This window comes from Paenibacillus lupini (assembly GCF_011761355.1).
GTDB classification, from domain to species: domain Bacteria; phylum Bacillota; class Bacilli; order Paenibacillales; family Paenibacillaceae; genus Pristimantibacillus; species Pristimantibacillus lupini.
Genome location: NZ_JAASRW010000002.1, coordinates 851,732 through 868,468 on the forward strand (window position 1 = coordinate 851,732; position 16,737 = coordinate 868,468).

Here is a 16,737-nt window from a genome sequence, read left to right on the forward strand (position 1 = left end):
TGTTTTGAATGGCTAATATGATGCTAATAAGTACCGGTGCTTGGCATGTTCTTAAAATCATTACCGGAAGGACTCTGGAAGACATGCAGGTTAAATTCCTTGGCAACAGCTAGAATATGATCGAATAAGTCCGATTGTACACCTTCATAAGTTGCCCAATTAATGTCATTTATGAAGCAATAGATCTCAATGGGGAGACCAGTCTCTCCCGGGGGGAGCTGTCTGACGATTCGCGTCATACTGCTGTGGATTTTCGGATGCTGCTCAATATACCGTGTGATATATGCGCGGAACACGCCGATATTCGTCATCGCTCTGCCGTTTACCTGAACGGTGTGGTCGATTTCATTGTCCTGATTATAGCGGGTAATTTCTTTCTCTTTATCGAGGATATAGTCGCTCAAAAGATGGACTTTCTTGAATTTCTCAATCATATCCGGTGTGCAAAAACCGATGCTGTTCATATCGATGTAGACTGAGCGTTTGATGCGCCGGCCACCAGATTCCTGCATGCCCCGCCAGTTCTTAAATGAATCCGAAATAAGGGCGTAGGAAGGGATGCTGGTAATGGTTTTATCAAAGTTCTGCACGCTGACCGTATTCAGGGAAATATCGATAATGTCCCCGTCTGCACCGTACTTCGGCATTTCGATCCAATCGCCAACCCTCACCATGTCGTTAGCTGTTAACTGCACGCCTGCAACCAGACCAAGCAGCGAATCCTTGAAAATTAACATCATGACAGCAGATAAGGCGCCGATACCGCTTATAAGAATAACTGGGCTCTGGCCAATAAGGTTCGAGATCGCCAGAATCCCGCCAATGATAAACAGAAAGATCTTGACCACCTGAATATACCCTTTAATGGGACGGCTTCTAGAAATGTCAAAGGTTCTGTAAATATCATTGATCGCGTTAAGGAACGCATCCAGAACAAGAAGGGCAACGACAATGAGATAGATCGCAATCCCTTTTGCAATCAAGTGCTGGTAAGCTGGAAAGTTGAATGAAAAATAATAAATAATGACAGCAGGTACGATATGGGACAGCTTATGGAACACCTTGCGGTCCAGCAAGTAGTTATCCCATTGGAACCGGTTGTTCCGAATGTAGTGGGTTACAACGCGAAGGACAACTCTTTTGGTTATAAAGTTGGCGGCCATCCCTAATAACCCAATAATGATGACAAGAATGATGTTGGCCAGATAGACGGACAGATCGGGGTTTATTCCCATTTCGTTAAGTAGATCTTTGATGTAGTTCATTGCTCCTCCTAAAAAGAATTGTCGCCTTAAAGGCCGTTATCGGCCTTTTGTGACAATTCTTACTTCGTAAGCATAAAATTGTCATCCTAAAGGACTTAGTAAGCCGTTTGTGACAATTCTTACTTCGTAAGCGTAAATTTGTCATCCTAAAGGACTTAGTAGGCCGTTTGTGACAATTCTTACTTCGTAAGCATAAAATTGTCATCCTAAAGGACTTGGTAGGCCGTTTGTGACAATTCTTACTTTGTAAACATGGTTGTAGCCACACTTTCTAATGATGGTACTGAAAGTCTCCTGTTCCGTCAACCTTAGAGCAATTATTCAAATTCATTTTTATACAACGAATAAATTTCCAACAACTCCACAAAATAACCTCACATCCAAGAAGGAGTTGACTATTATGGCTAACCAATCCAACAATTTAGTAGTACCGCAAGCTCAGGCAGCTTTGAATCGCATGAAATATGAAGTGGCTACAGAACACGGTATCCAGCTCTCCGAGGGGTATAATGGAGATCTTACAACTCGTGACGCAGGCACAATTGGTGGTAATATCACCAAACGTCTTGTTCAAATGGCTGAACAATCCTTAAGTGGAGCAACATTCTCCAATTCAAGAAGATAATAAGCACATAACAATTCCCCTCCATCTCACACATCACTTACCATCGGATAACACTTTAAACGATGTTATAATGTTGGGATGAGAGGGGAATGCTTATGTTCATCTCACCTATGCTACTTGAGAAAGTTGAAGAACCCTTCGACTCCGATGAATACTTATTTGAACCTAAATTTGAAGGCCATCGTCTTATTGTTTCCTTTATAAATGGACAAGTTAATATGTTTACTCGATATCATAATGAAGTAACCAGACAATACCCTGAGTTATTTAATGTTCCAGTAGGCAATAATATGGATGTGGTGTTTGACGGTGAAGTAGTAAGGGTTAGAGAAGATGGTACAAATGATTTTGATGGACTTATGCAGAGATTCCAAATGGGTAAGCTTACGAAAATTAAAGAAGCTTCAAGAATACAGCCCGTACAATATTTTGTGTTCGATATCCTATACCTTAATGGCAAGAGTTTAACTCATTTACCACTCGAAGAGCGTAAAGAAATACTTGCACAAATACTTATACCCAACGCCTATTACCATTCAACATTATTTATAGGGCAGCAGGGTAAGGCATTATATAAAATGATCGAAGATAATGGCTTAGCAGGTATTGTGGCCAAAAAGAGGGACTCTCAATATGTTAGTAAACGTTCTGTGGACTGGCTTAAAATAATCAACTATCAGCATGCTGAAGTTGCCATAAGCGGCTATAGACGGAATGAGTTCGGATGGCTTATTGAACATGAAGGCAGACCTGTTGGATGTGTAGAATTAGCAATTCCCCAAGAGGCCAAGAAAGCTTTCTATAAATCAGCTTCATCTATTATCACGGGTCAAGATAGACATTTTGTATATATAAAGCCCATTCTAAAAGTGAAAGTAAAGTTCCGTAACTGGACATCCAATAACATGCTTCGAGCCCCTGAATTTGTGGGATTCGCTGGAGAAATAGAAGAAAGCCTCTTAATTATTCGTAGTGGATAATCGAGGGGCTTTTATCGTTAATTTAATTTGTACTTTCGCATGCTTGACTTGGAGTTAACTCCAGAATATACACTTAGGTTGTTCAATTGAAAGGAGAATATTCGATGAGAATTACGGAAGCAGCAAAGCAATATTATGAAAAAATGTTTCCAGGTTACGAATCCAAGTTCTTGGAAACAGACCCTGAGTTTATAGAGAGGTTCGATAACTTCGCGTTTGATGTAGTTGTGAATCAGGATGATTTGGATGACAGAACCCGTTTGATGGCCATTTTGTCTGTATTAATCGGATGTCAAGGTATCGATGAGTTTAGAGCCATGCTTCCAGCAGCCCTCAACTTTGGTGTGACTCCAGTAGAAGCAAAAGAAATTGTTTATCAGTCCGTACCTTATCTGGGTATTGGAAGGGTATTTCCTTTTTTGCATGCCGTGAATGAGATTCTGACAGCACGAGGGGTTGAGCTGCCTTTACCAGGACAAGCAACTACAACTATGGAAACTCGGTTGGAAGCAGGGATTCAAGCACAGGTAGATATATTCGGAGAAAGCATGCAGGAATTCTGGAAATCAGGACCGGAAGAGAGTAAGCATATCAATCACTGGCTCGCAGCAAACTGTTTTGGGGATTACTATACAAGGCAAGGACTCGACTACAAACAAAGAGAGATGATAACATTCTGCTTTCTTTTAGCTCAGGGTGGATGTGAACCACAATTGATCAGCCATGCTGCCGCTAATATAAGGCTAGGTAATGATAAAAGTTTTCTTATCAAAGTTATTTCTCAATGTTTGCCTTTCATTGGTTATCCGCGCAGCTTGAATGCTCTCCGATGCGTAAATGAAGCAACAGTAAAATAGAGATAAGGAAGAAGATAAGATGTACTTGGCTAATTACAGGTGTAAGCAGCTGCTTTGGCTTTGAAATGATTAATAAGTTGCTTAAGGAGGGCGATAAAGTAATCGGAAATTAGCAATCCCCTTTATTATCCGCAGTGGATAATGAAGGGGATTTATTTGCATCACATAATCAAAATCCGCTTACCGAATTCCAGATGCTCCTCCATGGCTTGACTAGCTTTGTCTGCCTCTCCTGCCTGAATAAACTGGAAAATCCGAAGATGATCGTCATAGGAAACGCTGATCCTTGTCCGATCCTTACGAAGAACGCCCATAGCAATTCGATACAGCTGATCCTGAAGACGCTCCATCGCTTGAGAGATTTCCGAATTTGCGTAAATTTCGACAAGCTTGCGGTGATACTGTGTGTCTGCTTCTGTAAAAAGGGCGTAATCGCTTTTTTCGACATGGGTTTGCTGCTGCCGCAAATTCTGCTCGAACCATTTTAGATCACTTTTTTCGAGCTCCATGGAAGCGAGCTTACGGACGACAAAACATTCCATCGCAACCCGGTAATCATATAAATCTATGGCCTTGCGAAGAGACAGCTCGGCTACGACTAATCCTTTATTAGGCGTATAGTTAGCTAATCCTTCGGCATCAAGCCGCTCCAGAGCAGCTCTGATGGGAGTCCGGCTCATCTCCATCATTTCCACAAGCATTCGTTCCGTTAATACTTCTCCAGGTTTAAGTTCACCATTCAAAATCAGTTTGCGAAGATGAATAAATGCCTTTTCTTTCAATGTGATTGTTGTACCTGACATTATAAAATTCTCCTATTCAGAAAAATAGTTCGTTTGCAAATGATGAAGACTTTGTTCCAGCCATTGGCGCTCCAATGCGATGGTCTTTTCAACCGTATCGGTAAAAGGGGTCCAGAGTTCGAGAATAACATTTGAGTCTCTTTGACTATTACGAAATGTCTGCAATAGTCCGTCTATATCCAATTTACCATACCCTGCCGGTTTACCCAAAACCATAAAGCCCATTTGATGATCTACTCTTGTAATGTCGAAATCTTTCAAATGGAGATTGATGACATAAGAAGAGAGATCCTGAATAACGGTTTTTGGACAGTCAAGCGCACTAAAAGAATTGACGGTATCCAGACAGCAGCCGATAAAGGGATGATTACAGGCATCAAATAGGGAAGCGAGCTGTTTCGTAGTATGCAGACCATGATTTTCAACAGCGATTCGAACTCCTGCTTGTTCAAAGAGAGGCAAAACCTCTTGAAGTTCGCGTAAAGGATTGGTTAGATTCTCCTCTACAATCAGTGTGCGGCAAAGAGTAGAGCCAAGTAAATTGGCAATACGCAAATAGAGAAGGAGATGTTCCGGGTTAGTTCCCCTGGTACCGATTTCGATCTCGATTCCTAGAGAATCCGCGTATTCCTTCATGAATAACAGCTCAGCTTCACTCATCTGATGAAGTGGAAGATTATCTGCAATTTGTACAAGCTTAATATGATTGCTGTGTGCGATGTCGAACAGATCAATGACGCCTATCGGATGGTGGGGAGCGGGATAACCCGGTATTCCTATTGACCATGTCAAAGAATAAGTACTGATTCCAAGCTTCATATACCCCTCCTGAAAGAATTGCCACACGCTCTTGGTGGCAATTCTACTTCGAAAGCTTAAGCTAATGCTCATGTGTATATAGAAAAGTATAAGCGTCTAGAAAGGTGTTGTAAACAACATTGTATACAAAATATATTCTTAAAATTTTTTATTGTATACATATTGTGTGCTGATAAGTTGTGTGTTAGTCTGACCCTAGAACGAAGTCATTTCATTCCAAATACGAAGTAAACGTCTTCAGGAGGTGCTTGCTTTGGTTCAAATCGCACTCATTGGTGCAGGTGGTAAAATGGGATGCCGAATTACAGACAACTTAAAAAAAGGGAGTCACAACGTTTCTTACGTTGAGATTGGCAGTAGAGGAATAGAACGATTAACTGAACGTGGAATTGTACCGGTCAAGCAGGAAGAAGCAATAGCGGATGCGGATGTGATTATTCTCGCCGTACCTGATGTCGCAATCGGACAGATTTCTAAAGAGGTCGTTCCTCTTATGAAGACGGGAGCACTGCTTATGCTACTAGATCCGGCAGCGGCTTATCTGGGAGAACTTCCTGCTAGGGATGATGTTTCTTACTTTGTTGCTCATCCTTGTCATCCCCCAGTGTTTAACGATGAGATTACCCTGGAAGCAAAGAGAGATTTCTTTGGCGGGGTTGCGGCCAAACAAGCGATTGTGTGTGCATTAATGCAAGGCCCTGAGGAGCACTACACTCTTGGGGAGCAGATGGCAAAGGAAATGTTCGCTCCTGTTATGAGATCTCACCGGATTACGGTGGAGCAAATGGCTATCCTTGAGCCTACGATGGCGGAGACCATCAGCTCGATGATGGTTACGGTATTAGGAGAGGCAATGGAGGAAGCCGTAAAGCAGGGTGTTCCCTATGAAGCTGCCAAAGACTTTCTGCTTGGACATATCAACATCCAGCTGGGGATCGTGTTTGAAAAAGTGAATCCGTTTTCAGACGCTTGTCTGGTCGCCATCGAATATGGCCGCAAGGCTATGATTAAAGAGGGATGGAAAGAGTTGTTCCGGCCAGAAAGGGTATATGAGCAAGTGGATGTCATGCTTCATCCCGAGAAACTGCACACCCTCCAATTCAAGGAAACCTGACATGCCAGTCTGGAAAATTGGATTGGTCGGGGCAGGCTGGTGGTCGGAGAAACATTTAAAGGCATGGAGCCATATTCCTGGTGCTGAGATCAAGGCTCTATGTGACACCAATGAGGAGCGGCTGCAAGCAAGAGCAGCTGAATTCGGTGTATCCAGCAATCATTTGTACCGTGGCATATCGGAAATGCTTGAGAAAGCGGACATCGATATTGTAGATATCGTAACGGGGCCGGACACGCATCTTGAGCTTGTACGATGTGCGGCCGCAAGCGGGAAGCATATTTTATGCCAGAAACCATTCGCTGCTTCCATGCGGGAAGCCGAAGAGATGGTACGGATCGCCAAAGAGGCCGGCGTCAGGCTGATGGTAACGGAAAACTGGAGATGGCTTCAGCCATTTCAAATCATAAAAAGGCTAATTGAGGCAGGCACACTCGGAACTCTGCATGCTGCGAGATACATACACACCGATTACTATACACCGAGGATGGAACCAGGTACGATACTGCCTCAGCCATTTTTCAGAGAAATGCCGAAGCTTCTGTTTCTCGAAATGGGACCTCACTGGTTTGATACCTGGCGGTTTCTCTTCGGAACACCAGAACGGCTTTATGCAGAAATTCAGCGTGTCAGCCCACATATAGCAGGCGAAGATTCCGGAATTGTCGTGATGGGCTATGATCATTTCTGTGGCTATCTCGATGCCAGTTGGGCCACCAGGCAGAAATTAGACCGCCCGCTTGGTACAGAAGTTGGACCTGTACATTTGGAGCAGCTGGTTATTGATGGTTCCGAGGCAACGCTCAAAATGTATACGTCGGGCAGAATTGTAGTGGTCAGTAAGGATGGAGTGGGTGAGCAAATTTTCGCAGATAGGATGGAACTCGATCATGAGGAAAGCCATATTCGGCTGCAAGCTCACTTTTTGGAATGCTTGCAAAGCGGCGAAGTATTCGCAACCGAGGGAAGCGATAACTTAATCACCTTGAGCATGGTGTTTGGGGTATATGAGAGCGCTGCCAAACACGAGCCAATCAAAATAGGAGGAAGAACCCGTGATTATTGACGTCCATGCTCATTTAGGATGGGACTATGTATTTGATGAAGATTTTTCATGGGAAGAGCAGCTTGAGAAGCATGAAACATACAGCATTGCAAAGACCATTCTGCAGCCTGCTTCCTGCCACGATATCGAGACGGTACGAGAGCAGCACGACCGGATTGCTCAAGTGACGGAGGCTTTTCCCGGTCAGTTCTACGGGATGGCCAATCCGAACCCTCATTTAAAAGACGCGGTTTATGAAGCGGAAATCAGACGATGTGTAGAGGAACTTGGTTTTGTTGGGATTAAGATTCATACATTCGCTCATGCCGTTCATCCGGGAGGACGTGACGGAAGGAAAGTATTTGCGCTTGCAAGGAAGCTGGACGTACCCGTAATGGTGCATACGGGAGCAGGTATTCCGTTTGCCAACCCGACCAATTTGATCGCACCTGCACTTGAGTTCCCGGATGTAAAGATCGTGATGGCCCACTGCGGCATGATGATCATGGCAGGTGAAACAGCGATTGCACTGAAGGCAGCCCCCAATCTTTATGCCGACATCACCTGGACCGCCGGGTTTAATTTGCGGCATTGGTCGCAGGAATTTGGAGCGAACCGGTTTATGTTTGGAACCGATCATGCGGATAACACAGGCACGGAATTGGCGAAGGTCAAGACATGTGGTTTGACGGAAGAAGAACAGGAATGGATTTTATATAGAAGTGCGCAATCAGTATACAGGCTGACATAATCCAAATACGAAGGAGTGTGCTGTAATCGTGACCTATCGCATTCAACGTTTGAAAGTTAGTGAGAATAAGAGGTTTCTTGTACAGGAAGATGAAACTCCTTTTTTCTGGCTGGCGGACACGGCTTGGGAGCTGTTTCATAGACTCAACCGCGAGGATGCCGAGCTGTATCTTCGCAATCGCGCAGAGCGCAGGTTTTCCGTTATTCAGGCCGTAGGACTTGCCGAGCATGAGGGTCTTACAACAGGCAACGCCTACGGACGGTTCCCGCTGAAGAAGAACGAACAAGGCCAATATGATCCGCTTCTTCCTGATATCGACGGAGATTACAGCTACTGGGATCATGTGGACTATATTGTCGATCAAGCAGCAGCACTAGGCCTTTATATTGCATTCTTACCGACTTGGGGAGACAAATACAATCTGATGTGGGGCAAGGGACCGGAGATTTTTAACTCGGATAATGCTAGGCCATACGGACAGTGGCTCGGGGAAAGGTACAAGGACAGAGACAATGTAATCTGGGTACTGGGCGGTGATCGTCCTCAGCATACGCGTGAGCACTTCGATATTATTTGCTCCATGGCAAAGGGTCTCCGTGAAGGAGACGGAGGAGCTAATCTGATGACCTTCCACCCTCCGGGCGGTCAATCTTCCTCCCTGCACATGCATAACGAGCCGTGGCTGGCATTTAATATGATTCAATCCGGTCATCACGAGTGGGTTCGCACGAACTTTGAGAAAGTTGCTGCCGATTATAATCGCGAGCCGATCAAACCGGTAGTAGATGGGGAGCCGTGTTATGAGGATCATCCGATAAACTTTAAGGCGGAGAATGGTTATTTTGATGCCGCTGATGTGCGAAAAGCCGCCTACAACGCCGTATTCGCGGGAGCATTTGGTCACACCTACGGCCATCACTCTATCTGGTCGATGACGACTGAACCGGATACCTATTTTATCATGACATGGAAGGATGCCATTCTCCGGCCAGGAGCAGAGCAAATGTCCCACTTGCGCAGCTTGATAGAATCGCGGCCATTTCTAACAAGAATACCCGACCAAAGCTTGATCGCGGACAATTACAGCGGTGCCAACCGTATGACCGCTACACGAGGAGAGAATTATGCCATGATCTATTCCCCGAACGGCATTCCGTTCCGAGTCGTAATGGGTAAGATTCGCGGCACTTCCGTTAAGGCTTCCTGGTATGATCCGCGTAACGGAGCATGGGCAGATGCCGGTGTATATGCGAATGATGGAGAAGTGGAGTACCAACCGCCAACAAGCGGCAGAGATGGTGACTGGATCCTCGTGCTTGATGGGATCGAATAGGGATAAAGAGGTACAAAAGGAAATTATGCAATTCGTATAGGGCTGTCCCAAAGTCAATTTGGGGCAGCCCTTTCATCTGTTGGGCAATGAAAGGTGCGTTTCTAGGTAAAACAAGGTATTATTATTTATAACTTTAATTTTGCGGGGGACATTTGTGGAAACGCTCAAAACTTTTTTTGCCCATTCGATTGTCAAAAGGGTTGTGTTTGTTTTACTGGTTTTTGCTTTGCTCTATAGTCTCAGAGACATGTTGAATTTGCTTCTTCTTCTTTTTATGGTCACTTTTGTAATGATCCGGCTTCAAAGCTTTATTACTAAGCAAATTCGCCGGGTGATTCCAATTTCGCCGGTTGTCGTCACCACGGTCTTATATGTCGCGCTTATTATTGGTCTCGTATACGGTCTGGTCAATTACGTGCCCAAGCTGATCAATGAGATCGTGGATATCGTAAATAATGTGCAAAAGTTTTTAGGCTCTTCACAAAACGATCAGATCGCCCAGGTCGTCGCCGATACACTCGACAAGATCGAATACAAGACCTTCTTGAACAGTGCACTAACTTATGCCAAGACAATTGGCAGCTGGCTCGAAATTATTTTGCTCGTTATATTACTTAGCTATTTCTTCCAGCTGGAGAGACGTAAGATCGTTGAGTTTACGGAAAAATTCAGCAATAGCACAATAGGATGGCTGTATATGGAATTCCGCTATTTTGGCGGAAAGTTTATTGCATCCTTCGGCAAGGTGCTTGAAGTCCAGCTCATGATCGCCGTCATTAATACGGTGCTCACCATTGCCGGCTTATGGATTATGGGTTTCCCGTACCTGTTTGCGCTAACCATTATGGTATTTATGCTAAGCCTTGTTCCAGTTGCTGGCGTGGTGGTATCCTTTATCCCGATTGCCATAATCGGCTACCAGATTGGTGGTAATACAACTGTCATTTGGGTAATCGTACTTGTGCTTGTCATCCATGCCTTGGAAACGTATTTCTTGAACCCAAGGCTGTATGCGAACAAAACAAATTTACCGATGTTCTATTCGTTCTTCATTCTCATTTTGTCAGAGCATTATATGGGCATCTGGGGGCTATTGATTGGCATTCCAATCTTTATGTTTATGCTGGACGTGCTCAAGGTGGAGCAAGTTAGTTCATCATCTGATTCTCACAAATGAACATAAACATCAAATAATCCCCCTCTGTACGTAAGAGGGGGATTATTTTTTGCTTGACTTGGAGTTCACTCTAGGTTGTAAGATCTAATAGTGGTGATCTGTAGCTGCCGATAAAGAGAACCACTTCTACTATATTAATCAAAGGGAGAATCAAATAGATATGACTAATAGACGTGCCTGGTGTATGGCAAATGTTTGTTCATCACAACCAGCAGCGGAAGAGCAAAGAATTCGAACACGTCAAGACGAAACAGGATGTAAGATGAGCCAAAATGCTGTTGTACAGGAGAACGGTGTCACCGTTATAAACGGGAATAAATTTTATATCATTCAGGATTAACAAAGAAAAAATATTTAGGTACTAGGTCAATGGTTTACGATCACAGAATAACATCGTACAATTAGAGCTTACATTAGACGAATAGGAGATTCTCATCATAATGACCTCAAAGAAAACTCAGAAAGTGTTTGGACTAGCTTTGCTGCTTGGTTTATTTTCGACCCTTGGCCCTTTTACAATTGATATGTATTTACCAGCGTTTCCGGAGATTGTGAAGCAATACGACACAACGGCTTCGCTTGTACAGCTCAGCCTGACTGCTTGCTTACTTGGACTTGGCATCGGACAGCTCGTCATGGGATCACTCAGTGACGCTCACGGAAGACGTATTCCTTTACTTATCTCCATGGCAGCTTATCTGATTGCCTCATTAGCATGTGCATTCTCGCCCAATATCGGTCTATTGATCGCATTCCGATTCATACAGGGGTTTGCTGCTTCGGCGGGTATTGTCATTTCACGGGCAATCGCTCGCGATCTATATAGTGGGCATGAGCTCACGAAATTTTTCTCGCTGCTCTTGCTAGTTGGTAACTTGGGGCCGCTAGTAGCACCGGTCTCGGGTAGCGGCGTTCTTGCTTTCTCGAATTGGAAAGGCGTATTTATAGCGCTGTCCCTGCTCGGAATTTATCTCACAGTGATGACAAAATGGGGGATGAAAGAGACTCTGCCGGCTGAGCGCCGGAGTTCCGCTAATTTCGTGCAGCAGCTGCAGAACTACGGATCACTCTTGCGAGACCGCCAGTTTGTTGGCTATATGCTGGCACAAGGTATTATGATTGCTGGTGTCTTCGCGTATGTTTCCGGAACACCGTTTATTTATCAAGATATATATGGAGTTTCACCAACGGGATTTGCTCTGTTATTCGGATCCAATGGTATTAGTCTGATCATTGGTTCCCAAATTGTCGGTCGAATGTCGCACCGTGTATCTGAACAGACTTTCTTGGTAATCGGCTTATTGCTTGCCTTATTGGCAAGCGTTGTTGTTTTGGTGGTCGCATTCCTGCATGGACCGTTGTTCGCATTGGTGATTCCGCTGTTTATCTTCGTAGCGTCAATCGGTATTACATCAACGGCAGCATTCCCGCTGGCAATGGAGAGCCAAAGTCATATGGCGGGAAGTGCAGCTGCACTTCTTGGTGTCATTCCATTCTTGCTAGGAGCGGTTGTTTCACCTCTAGTTGGTATCGCAGGTGAAGACACAGCCGTTCCACTTGGCGTCATCATTCTAATGACAAGTGTTGCAGCGATGCTGTCTTACTTACTTCTGGGTAAGAAGAAGTCTATGATGATCACTAACGCTACAAGCATGTAATATCAATAAGTTAATCAAAACCCGATCAGCAATGATCGGGTTTTTTTGTGTGTACTAGCTATTTACAAACAATCTTCTGAAACGGGAAGGCTGGATTTTACGGCTGATCGCTATTAGCCATACTATAGCTGCGGCCATGCCAATCGCCACCAGGCAGACAGCTACAAAATGGAGTAGACTATTCGAGATAAATAGCTGTTCGGAATGGGTCACTTTCGCTGCTCCGCGAACGAGTACGATAGCGAGAGGGTGAAGAATATAAACCCATACTCGCCACTCGCGGAACGTTTTATTTGATTGGACCTTCCACTGCAATGACCATTGGAATAGAAAATAGGTGGTGGGAAGCGCGAAAATATACATGCTGTCATGCCTCGGAATTCCCGCCGAGTGCAGGAGTGCGCCTTCGACAAACATCATTCCAAGCGAGACAGCAAACAAGGCTGCATGAACAAAAGGCTTACGGTCAGGAAGCTGTCTCTTTGCTGCCCAAGCCCCGATTGCCAAATAAATAGGGGCATAGAACAGTCCATTACGCGTGTAATCAAACACAGTGAACATGCCCTCATAGACATGGATGATCCCACTGCTGCTTTGCATGATTCCATAGTAGCTATCCCCAAGAAGCCCTAGGATATACAAAAGGCTGGCAGAAACCAGCATGGCTTTCATTGTCATTTTGTGATACATGTAGAAAGTTATAAACAAGCCCAGTATTAACGCTGGCAAATACCACAAATGATAAAAGGTACCGTCAAACATGATGTCTTTGATTAAGGAATAAGCCGTGAATGACTCGGAAAAATAACCTGTATATATATTCAACGGCAAATAGATAAGTATGGCAGTTATATATAATTTCAAGGTTTTCAGCATGTAGCCGCGCAATGCACTTCGGTCCGTCAATAGATCCTCAGTCATTTTACGGAAAAATAAAAAACCGGCTGTCATGAAGAAAATCGGTACGGCAATACGGGTAAAAAGATTGCTAATTAGAAAATCGGCAGCTGCGCTGTAAGAAAGAAGCGGGCTGGTATGATTGGCAACAACCATGAGGGCAGCGCCAAATTTGATCCAATCCAGTCCGCTGTAATTCGGTTTAGACATGAGCTTGCTTACCTTTATCCAGGTATGCAGTAACAATAAATCCGTCCCTGTTATTTCCGGATAAAAGGTATCGATCGCAGGGTACAAGGGGTATCGTTGTAACAATCCCCGAATCTGCCGCTACATAGTAGATCTGAACGGATGAATGTTCATCCTCATATACAAGATGATCATCTTCAAATGGGTAGTTTTTGAGCTGATCGATATATTCTTCCAGGCACCACTCATTTCGTTCCATGATCTCTGCATGTGGACAGCCGATATAGCGGAAATGCCACGGCTCGCAAGAGATGTGAGTGATGAATTCTTTTCCTTCTTTGTACCGTTGAATGAAGCCAAAGCTTGCGGCAAGCTGCTTAAAAGACTTATAGACGTCGGTGTCGGGAAATGCCGGTGCGATAAAATCCACGTTCTTGTTTAACTTGCCGACATCGATAGCGAGTCCCGTTTGATGTTCGCTTCGATCAGGCCATGCGACATAACGTGCGGTATAGTCGGCACCATTATCAACTAGCGAGGATGCATAAATCTGCTCCTGCTCCAATTTGGTCCTATAGCCGCTGACAGCGATAATCTCATTTATTCCATGACAAGCCTCAAGCAGATTAGCCAACTGTCGTAAACAGGTCCGCTCAAGCAGCATACCATCCCTTAGAGTATGGATAGACGGAATTGAGCTAAGCGGTAATAGCCGACTGTTAGAAATTGTCTGGCGAATGGGATTCTCTCGATTGATCAAGACGAGATGTCCTTGGTGGATTTCGGAATTAGCAGCTTGAATCGTGTTAAAAGTTAAATGACGGCCTGATTGTTGTGGTTTGGCCACGTTTGTTTGTCCCATTTTGTACGTACCTCCTCGATATCGATATAGGTTCTTGCCACTCTGACTCCTAGTGACGTGGATACTTCCTGCGCGACACTTCCGATGTGGGCGGCAAGTTCTGTAAACGTAATACGCTGCTCGCCATGCTGACCGATAAAGGTTACTTGCGTCCCCTCCGCATAAGGCCCTGGAAGCTTGATCATCAGCTGGTCCATGCAGATTTTGCCTACAATGGGGGCGCGCTGACCTTCGATTAGCACGTCAGTGCCTTGCATTCGCTGCGACCAGCCGTCAGCATAACCGATCGGGACTGTTCCGATCCATTCGTCTTCCTCAGCCTGGTAGGAATTGTTGTACCCGAGATATTCCCCTTTAGCCAGCTTCTTGACCTGAATCAAACGGCTATGGAGACTTAAGGCTGGCGCTAGCTTTACCGAACAAGAAAGATTTTCTGGATAAAATCCATACATTGCAGCCCCAATCCGAACCATATCCATTGCCAGATGAGGAAACCTCAGCGCAGCAATACTTCCTGCGCAATGATAATGCCGGATCGTGAGGCCAGATGAGCATCCCCAATCCATCATTTGGGCGAAGCGTTCAGCTTGCTGCTCCAGATAATTGGTATCGGCTTGCCCGGCCGTCGCGAAATGCGTGTAAAAGCCATCTACCTCGACATCCTCAGCGCGAAGCCATGGTACGATCTCGTCCCATTCTTCTTTGGTCCGGATACCGATCCGACCGAGTCCCGTATCCATCTTCACATGAACCCGAAGCTTTCCAGGGGAAGTGTATGGCTTGTAAGCTCTCATTTCGGAGAACCATTTGGCGCTAGTGACCGTTAAAATCAAGTTGAATTTCAGCGCTAATTGCACCTGTTCCGGTCGAATTGGAGCCAATAGGAGAATAGGCAATTTCATTCCGGCATCGCGCAGTCTCAACGCTTCCTCTAGGTAGGCAACCGCCAAATAATCTGCACCCGCCTGCACTGCCGCTGTGGCAGACTCGATATCGCCATGCCCGTAGCCGTTTGCCTTCACGACGGCCATCAGCTTCACTGAAGATGGTAGTGAGCGGCGGATGTTTAGCATATTTTCGCGAATGCAGCTCACACTAATTTCAGCCCAAGTGTCTCTTAACATGCCGATCACCTCACTCATCTTGTATATTTAAGCGTTTGTTTGTTTTTGTGACGGGCGATAGCGTGCCCGATTAATTTTTCAATCAGCTCGGAATAGGACGTTCCATCGGTGCGTTCCCACATGACCGGATACATGCTGAAATTCGTAAACCCCGGTAAAGCGTTAATTTCGTTCAGGAACAATTCACCTTCGCTATCGAGAAAGAAATCGACACGGGCGAGACCTTCGCAGCCATGAGCTTGATAAGCCCTAATTGCCAGCTCACGGATTCGCGGAGTCAAGCCGTCCGCCAGCTTAGCCGGAATCGACATCGTAAGTCGCTTATCCATGTACTTGGATTCGTAATCGAAGAAAGAATGTTCATGAATGAATTCGCCGGGGAATGAAGCGAGAGGCCTCTCATTGCCGATAACGGCTACTTGAATTTCTCTGCCATCCACCTCGCGCTCGATTACAAGCTTCTTATCGTAAGAGAAAGCCTCGCGAATACCGGACAGGAGCTCCCCCCGGTTCATACATCTGCTTATGCCAATGCTTGAGCCAAGAGAGGCGGGCTTCACGTAGCACGGATATCCGATTGAATGCTCAACATCACGCAGAACCGCTGCCTCATCCATACTCCATTCCTCGAAGCGGGACACCATATATTTCGTCTGTTGAATGTCGGCTTGGGCTAAGATCTGCTTCGACATCGCCTTGTCCAAAGTAAGAGCAGCCGACAGTACGCCATTTCCAACGTATGGAACGTTTAGCAGCTCCAGCAAGCCTTGCATCGTACCGTCCTCACCATTCGAGCCGTGTAATAGCGGCATTACGACCTTTGGACCTGGCAAAGCCATAACACCTGACAGTATTTCACCAATAGAACGGGCCGGGTCGCGAAACGCAGGCTCGGCAATTAACCGCTCGATCGTCAAAGCCTCCTTAGATAGATGTCCTGGCGTACACCACAGCCCATCAGGCGTAATATAAATGGGATAAACCTCGAAGCGGGCTTCATCAATGGAAAGCAGGACGGTAACCGCCGTTTTTAACGAAACTTCATGTTCGACGGATTTGCCGCCGTATAGTACATATAGCTTTGTTTTCATAGGAATAACCTCCAGGTAGAATTCTTGTCCGTAGTTCTATCTCCAAAGATAACGGTTAAGGCCTGGGAGGATCGTAAAACATCTTAAAGGAAACCTTAAGAATTCCTTATTTGTGATTTTAAGTAGTCGGTTGTAGAGAAGTTTTCT

General features: G+C 45.1%; 17 protein-coding genes. 10 read left to right on the plus strand and 7 right to left on the minus strand.

Annotated elements, in window-relative coordinates; all coding sequences use genetic code 11:
* Positions 1 to 23 precede the first annotated feature (23 nt).
* Positions 24 to 1,265, minus strand: a complete 1,242-nt coding sequence (locus tag FHS17_RS09380; protein WP_167278110.1) for a mechanosensitive ion channel family protein — start codon at positions 1,263 to 1,265, stop codon at positions 24 to 26.
* Between the two features lie 400 nt (positions 1,266 to 1,665).
* Here FHS17_RS09380 and FHS17_RS09385 point away from each other — a divergent pair, with 400 nt between their 5' ends.
* The 3 genes from FHS17_RS09385 to FHS17_RS09395 all read left to right on the plus strand — a co-directional run bounded on the left by FHS17_RS09385 (position 1,666) and on the right by FHS17_RS09395 (position 3,727).
* Positions 1,666 to 1,890, plus strand: a complete 225-nt coding sequence (locus FHS17_RS09385) for an alpha/beta-type small acid-soluble spore protein (protein ID WP_167278111.1) — start codon at positions 1,666 to 1,668, stop codon at positions 1,888 to 1,890.
* A gap of 89 nt (positions 1,891 to 1,979) precedes the next feature.
* Positions 1,980 to 2,870 carry an ATP-dependent DNA ligase gene (locus FHS17_RS09390; protein ID WP_167278112.1) on the plus strand — a complete coding sequence of 297 codons (891 nt, stop codon included), beginning with the start codon at positions 1,980 to 1,982 and terminating at the stop codon, positions 2,868 to 2,870.
* Between the two features lie 104 nt (positions 2,871 to 2,974).
* On the plus strand, positions 2,975 to 3,727 hold the full coding sequence (locus FHS17_RS09395; protein ID WP_167278113.1) for a carboxymuconolactone decarboxylase family protein: 753 nt from the start codon (positions 2,975 to 2,977) through the stop codon (positions 3,725 to 3,727).
* Positions 3,728 to 3,888: 161 nt separating this feature from the next.
* Here FHS17_RS09395 and FHS17_RS09400 read toward each other — a convergent pair whose 3' ends face one another.
* Together FHS17_RS09400 and FHS17_RS09405 are read right to left on the minus strand one after the other, a co-directional pair.
* On the minus strand, positions 3,889 to 4,530 hold the full coding sequence (locus FHS17_RS09400; protein WP_167278114.1) for a GntR family transcriptional regulator: 642 nt from the start codon (positions 4,528 to 4,530) through the stop codon (positions 3,889 to 3,891).
* Between the two features lie 12 nt (positions 4,531 to 4,542).
* Entirely contained in the window at positions 4,543 to 5,349 is an 807-nt protein-coding gene (locus FHS17_RS09405) for a sugar phosphate isomerase/epimerase family protein (RefSeq protein WP_167278115.1), read from the minus strand.
* Positions 5,350 to 5,602: 253 nt separating this feature from the next.
* On the opposite strand from FHS17_RS09405, the gene FHS17_RS09410 reads away from it, so the two are divergent.
* The 7 genes from FHS17_RS09410 to FHS17_RS09440 all read left to right on the plus strand — a co-directional run bounded on the left by FHS17_RS09410 (position 5,603) and on the right by FHS17_RS09440 (position 12,427).
* Positions 5,603 to 6,463, plus strand: a complete 861-nt coding sequence (locus FHS17_RS09410; protein ID WP_167278116.1) for a phosphogluconate dehydrogenase C-terminal domain-containing protein — start codon at positions 5,603 to 5,605, stop codon at positions 6,461 to 6,463.
* A gap of 1 nt (position 6,464) precedes the next feature.
* The gene (locus FHS17_RS09415) at positions 6,465 to 7,529 is read left to right on the plus strand and encodes a Gfo/Idh/MocA family protein (RefSeq protein ID WP_167278117.1); all 1,065 of its coding nucleotides are present in this window, start codon (positions 6,465 to 6,467) and stop codon (positions 7,527 to 7,529) included.
* The gene (locus FHS17_RS09420) at positions 7,519 to 8,259 is read left to right on the plus strand and encodes an amidohydrolase family protein (RefSeq protein WP_167278118.1); all 741 of its coding nucleotides are present in this window, start codon (positions 7,519 to 7,521) and stop codon (positions 8,257 to 8,259) included. The genes FHS17_RS09415 and FHS17_RS09420 overlap by 11 nt, the downstream gene beginning before the upstream one ends.
* Positions 8,260 to 8,287: 28 nt before the next feature.
* Complete coding sequence (locus tag FHS17_RS09425; RefSeq protein WP_167278119.1) at positions 8,288 to 9,592, plus strand: apiosidase-like domain-containing protein; 1,305 nt, start codon at positions 8,288 to 8,290, stop codon at positions 9,590 to 9,592.
* 154 nt (positions 9,593 to 9,746) lie between these two features.
* On the plus strand, positions 9,747 to 10,769 hold the full coding sequence (locus FHS17_RS09430) for an AI-2E family transporter (RefSeq protein ID WP_167278120.1): 1,023 nt from the start codon (positions 9,747 to 9,749) through the stop codon (positions 10,767 to 10,769).
* Between the two features lie 160 nt (positions 10,770 to 10,929).
* Positions 10,930 to 11,109, plus strand: coding sequence for a hypothetical protein (locus FHS17_RS09435; RefSeq protein ID WP_167278121.1), 180 nt, complete (start codon positions 10,930 to 10,932; stop codon positions 11,107 to 11,109).
* Positions 11,110 to 11,209: 100 nt separating this feature from the next.
* On the plus strand, positions 11,210 to 12,427 hold the full coding sequence (locus FHS17_RS09440; protein WP_167278122.1) for a multidrug effflux MFS transporter: 1,218 nt from the start codon (positions 11,210 to 11,212) through the stop codon (positions 12,425 to 12,427).
* A gap of 54 nt (positions 12,428 to 12,481) precedes the next feature.
* Here FHS17_RS09440 and FHS17_RS09445 read toward each other — a convergent pair whose 3' ends face one another.
* From FHS17_RS09445 to FHS17_RS09460, 4 genes are read right to left on the minus strand one after another with little or no spacing between them, the layout of a single operon-like run.
* The gene (locus FHS17_RS09445) at positions 12,482 to 13,534 is read right to left on the minus strand and encodes an acyltransferase family protein (RefSeq protein ID WP_167278123.1); all 1,053 of its coding nucleotides are present in this window, start codon (positions 13,532 to 13,534) and stop codon (positions 12,482 to 12,484) included.
* Positions 13,527 to 14,375, minus strand: a complete 849-nt coding sequence (locus FHS17_RS09450; protein WP_167278124.1) for a D-alanyl-D-alanine carboxypeptidase family protein — start codon at positions 14,373 to 14,375, stop codon at positions 13,527 to 13,529. Before FHS17_RS09450 ends, FHS17_RS09445 begins: the two co-directional genes overlap by 8 nt.
* A complete protein-coding gene (alr, locus tag FHS17_RS09455; RefSeq protein WP_167278125.1) occupies positions 14,327 to 15,499 on the minus strand; it encodes an alanine racemase in 1,173 nt (390 codons plus the stop codon). Before alr ends, FHS17_RS09450 begins: the two co-directional genes overlap by 49 nt.
* Positions 15,500 to 15,513: 14 nt before the next feature.
* On the minus strand, positions 15,514 to 16,590 hold the full coding sequence (locus FHS17_RS09460) for a D-alanine--D-alanine ligase family protein (protein ID WP_167278126.1): 1,077 nt from the start codon (positions 16,588 to 16,590) through the stop codon (positions 15,514 to 15,516).
* Positions 16,591 to 16,737 lie beyond the last annotated feature (147 nt).

What these genes read in the sequence shown, in the direction of transcription:
- FHS17_RS09445 (WP_167278123.1), bottom strand. Translation starts at nt 13,534, where the DNA reads ATGTCTAAACCGAATTACAGCGGACTGGATTGGATCAAATTTGGCGCT.
- FHS17_RS09460 (WP_167278126.1), bottom strand. Translation starts at nt 16,590, where the DNA reads ATGAAAACAAAGCTATATGTACTATACGGCGGCAAATCCGTCGAACAT.
- FHS17_RS09385 (WP_167278111.1), top strand. Translation starts at nt 1,666, where the DNA reads ATGGCTAACCAATCCAACAATTTAGTAGTACCGCAAGCTCAGGCAGCT.
- FHS17_RS09390 (WP_167278112.1), top strand. Translation starts at nt 1,980, where the DNA reads ATGCTTATGTTCATCTCACCTATGCTACTTGAGAAAGTTGAAGAACCC.
- FHS17_RS09405 (WP_167278115.1), bottom strand. Translation starts at nt 5,349, where the DNA reads ATGAAGCTTGGAATCAGTACTTATTCTTTGACATGGTCAATAGGAATA.
- FHS17_RS09395 (WP_167278113.1), top strand. Translation starts at nt 2,975, where the DNA reads ATGAGAATTACGGAAGCAGCAAAGCAATATTATGAAAAAATGTTTCCA.
- FHS17_RS09440 (WP_167278122.1), top strand. Translation starts at nt 11,210, where the DNA reads ATGACCTCAAAGAAAACTCAGAAAGTGTTTGGACTAGCTTTGCTGCTT.
- FHS17_RS09415 (WP_167278117.1), top strand. Translation starts at nt 6,465, where the DNA reads ATGCCAGTCTGGAAAATTGGATTGGTCGGGGCAGGCTGGTGGTCGGAG.
- alr (WP_167278125.1), bottom strand. Translation starts at nt 15,499, where the DNA reads ATGTTAAGAGACACTTGGGCTGAAATTAGTGTGAGCTGCATTCGCGAA.
- FHS17_RS09450 (WP_167278124.1), bottom strand. Translation starts at nt 14,375, where the DNA reads ATGGGACAAACAAACGTGGCCAAACCACAACAATCAGGCCGTCATTTA.
- FHS17_RS09380 (WP_167278110.1), bottom strand. Translation starts at nt 1,265, where the DNA reads ATGAACTACATCAAAGATCTACTTAACGAAATGGGAATAAACCCCGAT.
- FHS17_RS09400 (WP_167278114.1), bottom strand. Translation starts at nt 4,530, where the DNA reads ATGTCAGGTACAACAATCACATTGAAAGAAAAGGCATTTATTCATCTT.
- FHS17_RS09435 (WP_167278121.1), top strand. Translation starts at nt 10,930, where the DNA reads ATGACTAATAGACGTGCCTGGTGTATGGCAAATGTTTGTTCATCACAA.